The 3,684-nt window shown below is 40.6% G+C and carries 4 protein-coding genes; 2 read left to right on the forward strand and 2 right to left on the reverse strand.

From position 1 onward, the window contains the following. The first annotated feature begins 291 nt into the window (after positions 1 to 291). Both HOO90_RS06565 and HOO90_RS06570 read left to right on the forward strand, forming a co-directional pair. A complete protein-coding gene (locus HOO90_RS06565; protein WP_292841129.1) occupies positions 292 to 834 on the forward strand; it encodes an EF-hand domain-containing protein in 543 nt (180 codons plus the stop codon). A 166-nt stretch (positions 835 to 1,000) separates the two neighbouring features. Beyond that, positions 1,001 to 2,131 (forward strand): GNAT family N-acetyltransferase, encoded by a 1,131-nt coding sequence (locus HOO90_RS06570; RefSeq protein WP_292841132.1) that lies wholly within the window; start codon positions 1,001 to 1,003, stop codon positions 2,129 to 2,131. A 9-nt stretch (positions 2,132 to 2,140) separates the two neighbouring features. On the opposite strand, the gene HOO90_RS06575 is transcribed toward HOO90_RS06570, so the two are convergent. Together HOO90_RS06575 and HOO90_RS06580 are read right to left on the reverse strand one after the other, a co-directional pair. Then, positions 2,141 to 2,836: an SDR family oxidoreductase gene (locus tag HOO90_RS06575; protein ID WP_292841135.1), complete on the reverse strand. Its 696-nt coding sequence runs from the start codon at positions 2,834 to 2,836 to the stop codon at positions 2,141 to 2,143. An 87-nt stretch (positions 2,837 to 2,923) separates the two neighbouring features. Continuing rightward, complete coding sequence (locus tag HOO90_RS06580; protein ID WP_292841138.1) at positions 2,924 to 3,250, reverse strand: EF-hand domain-containing protein; 327 nt, start codon at positions 3,248 to 3,250, stop codon at positions 2,924 to 2,926. Between the last annotated feature and the right edge of the window lie 434 nt (positions 3,251 to 3,684).

The raw sequence follows: 3,684 nt of genomic DNA on the forward strand, positions 1-3,684 counted from the left end.
TTTTAAAATGATGCTGTTGATTTTAATACCGTAAATTTATAAGCAAAAAACTATTGTGAAATTTTTTAAATAAAAATGTTAAGCCGAATTGTTTGATTGATGCTACTTTACAATTATTTACAATTTGAATTCATGTTGAAACAATCGATTTACAATCCTGCTTCATGATTATGCGTCTTAATTTGTCCAATCTTATTAAAAGCTAATGCATTGATTAAACTAAGTTCTAAACATACTTTATTTGCCAAGCATTCATGTCTAACCTTGTGTATAGGCTGTATAGGCTTGGGCATGACTTTTAATGTGTCTGCTGGAGGTAGGGCAACGCTAGTCAATGCGGATGCTTACAAACCTGTTGTCGACGATGAAACTTCCAGCGAAGGATTGCAGCAGACGTTAAATCTTAACTTTAGTCCAGAAAGCCGGGAGAAGTTACGCAAAGCCTTGGATGAATTCGCTAGAGCTGTCGATCAAGATCATGATCAAATTGAGGCGCGTCGACTCGCTATGCGTGAAAGTATCGAAGCCCGTTTTTTTAATGCGGATAACGATAGCGATGGCACGATTGATAGACAAGAAGCTACAGAAAAATTACCACAAGTCGCTAGACTTTTTAGTCAAATTGACATGAATCAGGATAATGTCATCTCGCTAGATGAACTTGTCGATGCACAAGCTAAAATTCAAGAGCGCAGAAGATTCGCAGAGGCACAACTTCAACTCCAAAAACTGCAAGCCGCAGAGGCCGCACTTGAGGCGCAAAAGCCACAACCAACTGGCAATAAGTCGAATAATAAACAAACTGCTACCAGCTCAAAAAAACGCACATTTTAGTGTATCAAATTTAGTTTGAATCAAATTTGACCTAAATTTGAATGCCTCACTTTCGATGTATGGTATTTGTAACTAGTCCCGAGTAATGCCAAGTCAGCACAATAGATATATACCTGAACGTTTTTTCAGTTAAAGTCTATTAAATCAAATTTAAGAATCGTTAATAATGGGTTTGATAATAGAAATTTCCGATAGTATTCAAACAGTTGATTCTATAAGCTGGGATACCCTAGTTGGTGATATGCCCTTGCTCAGTTACGCATTTTTAAGTGCGCTTGAAAGTTCAGGTTCTGTGGGTAAAGGCACGGGCTGGCAACCTTGCCCGATGCTGGTGCATGACGATAGCAAGTTGGTTGGCGCCATGCCACTGTATGTTAAAAGCCATTCTTATGGCGAATATGTGTTTGATTGGGCGTGGGCCGAAGCCTATCAACGCAATGGCATCAATTATTATCCTAAATTACTTTCTGCTATTCCGTTTACGCCCATTTCTAGCCAGAGGTTACTTACCGATAACCTACAAATTCAGGCGTTGATGGTAGAAGCGCTTACTGAAACCCTGCACAAACATCAGCTATCCTCTGCGCACGTGCTTTTCCCAGATGAATCTTCTGTGACTGCATTTAAACAGTCGGGTTGGTTGCAACGCAACGGTGTGCAATTTAGGTGGCAAAATAATAACTTTACAGATTTTGAAGATTTTTTAAGCACGCTCAGTCACGATAAACGCAAAAAAATTCATCAAGAGCGTAAAAAAGTAACGGCTTCTGGTGTGGTTTGCAAGTGCATCAAAGGTGCGGATATTACGCTAGAGCAATGGCGTTTTTTTTATGAATGTTATGAAAACACCTACCTTGAACATCACTCAACGCCGTATTTAACACCGGCTTTTTTTGAAGAAATTGGCCAAACGCTGCCGCAGAATATTTTGCTGGTATTGGCGTATTTAGAAGGTGAGCCGATTGCCGCTGCACTGAATATTTACCACCAAACCACGTTGTATGGGCGTTACTGGGGCAGTTTGCGCTATGTGCCGAATTTGCACTTTGAGCTTTGTTATTATCAAGCCCAAGAATTTTGCATTGCAGAAAAAATTCAATATTTTGAAGGTGGCGCGCAGGGTGAACATAAATTAGCGCGTGGCTTCAAGCCACGTCCCACTTGCTCGTTCCATAAAATTGCGCACCCAGACTTTGCGTTGGCGATACAAGATTTTGTTGAAAAAGAATCGCAGGGCATCGCCGCTTACACTAGCGAGTTAGAAGAGCGCGTGCCGTTTAAGGCGATTCAGCCCTGAAGTGCTAAATTACCAAGCAATCTCTTTGCCATCATAAGCAATAAATTTCCCCGAATTGCTAATATTCAAATTCGCAATCACCTTGCGCAAGCCCGCCACGCTGGTTTGTGTGTCGATCAGCGCATTACTACCTCCCATGTCGGTAAGTACCCAACCAGGGTGCAATGTTACCACGGCAATGCCTGTTGGTTTCAGGTCAATTGACAGGCTCTTCATCACCATATTTACTGCAGCTTTTGTACTGCGATAAATGTAACTACCGCCGCTGGTATTGTCGTCTAAACTACCCATTTTGCTAGAAAGTGTCGCCAGTTTTTTAAGCTGACTATTTGCCATATGCGGGGTAAACGCTGTGGCAATTTTTAGTGGCGCAATAGTATTTATTCTAAACGCGTCCAGCCAATCACTTGTATCAGCATCTGTCAAACTACTCTCTGGATAAACCCCCGCATTGTTAATCAACACATCAATCTTTTCATCTTTAAGCTGCAAAGCCAGCGCGTCAATCTGGGCAAAATCCGCTACATCCAAACTATAAACTTGAATATTGGCATGCGATGTTGCTAAAGCCTGTAGCGCAGTTGCCGCTAGCATATTGCGGCAACAAGCTAGCACGTTCCAGCCATCTTGCGCATATTGTTTGGTAAATTCCAAGCCGATGCCTCGATTAGCGCCAGTAATTAACACTTGATAAGTCTTGGTCATCGCGAATTCCTAATATTAAAGAACAAACATTTAAAAATAAAAAAGCCACATCATCAAATGCGGCTTTTTGTTCACTATTCGTAAAAGCTACTTCGCTACGCTATCTGGTGCAGGTTTTTTATGGCCTTTCCTTGTACAGTGGTCTTTCATATTGGCCTTAATTGCATCACGCTCGGCTTGGTCGATTTTGCCGTCTTTATTCGCATCCATTGTCGTAAACATCTTGTCTGCTTGGGCTTGATGCGCCGCATTAAATTCGTCATGGCTAATCGCGCCGTCTTTATTGGTATCAGCGTCATGTACGCCGTGTTTGTGCTCACAATGTTTGCCATCCGCAACGTCATGATTTGCATAAGCAAGTTGCGATAAACCCAGCGCCAAAGCCGCCATCGTAACTAAATGTGTAAATTTCATTCAATATCCTTTGCTTAATAAAAAAGTGAAACATTTTTTTCACTCTCACCTTTGGACACATGTTTAATGCCTAGGTTCATTGTAAAAGAAACCGCAAACACGATATATGTATAAATATATAGCCAACAACTTCTGTTCACACAATTCCAAGGTTCACGTTACGTGAATATCATAAATAAATGAACAAAATGAAATTAAAAAACTTCACCACTTGGTTGATATAAATATTTTTGAAATTTAACAAAAAATTGCCTAATTTCCGAGGTATTACCTAATTCTTCTTTTATCATCACAGACGTTGAGCGTTTACGAGTACCTATGCAAAAAATTACGGATTACATCACGGCACAATTTGGCATTAAAGAGACGGCCTCAATTTTGCCGCTTCAACGACAAGCTTAATTATATTGACATCCGTAACGTTACGCATTACA

Source organism: Methylotenera sp., assembly GCF_013141425.1.
Classification (GTDB): Bacteria; Pseudomonadota; Gammaproteobacteria; order Burkholderiales; family Methylophilaceae; genus Methylotenera.

Coding starts and splice junctions, on each gene's coding strand:
- HOO90_RS06575 (WP_292841135.1), bottom strand. CDS start 2,836: ATGACCAAGACTTATCAAGTGTTAATTACTGGCGCTAATCGAGGCATC.
- HOO90_RS06565 (WP_292841129.1), top strand. CDS start 292: ATGACTTTTAATGTGTCTGCTGGAGGTAGGGCAACGCTAGTCAATGCG.
- HOO90_RS06580 (WP_292841138.1), bottom strand. CDS start 3,250: ATGAAATTTACACATTTAGTTACGATGGCGGCTTTGGCGCTGGGTTTA.
- HOO90_RS06570 (WP_292841132.1), top strand. CDS start 1,001: ATGGGTTTGATAATAGAAATTTCCGATAGTATTCAAACAGTTGATTCT.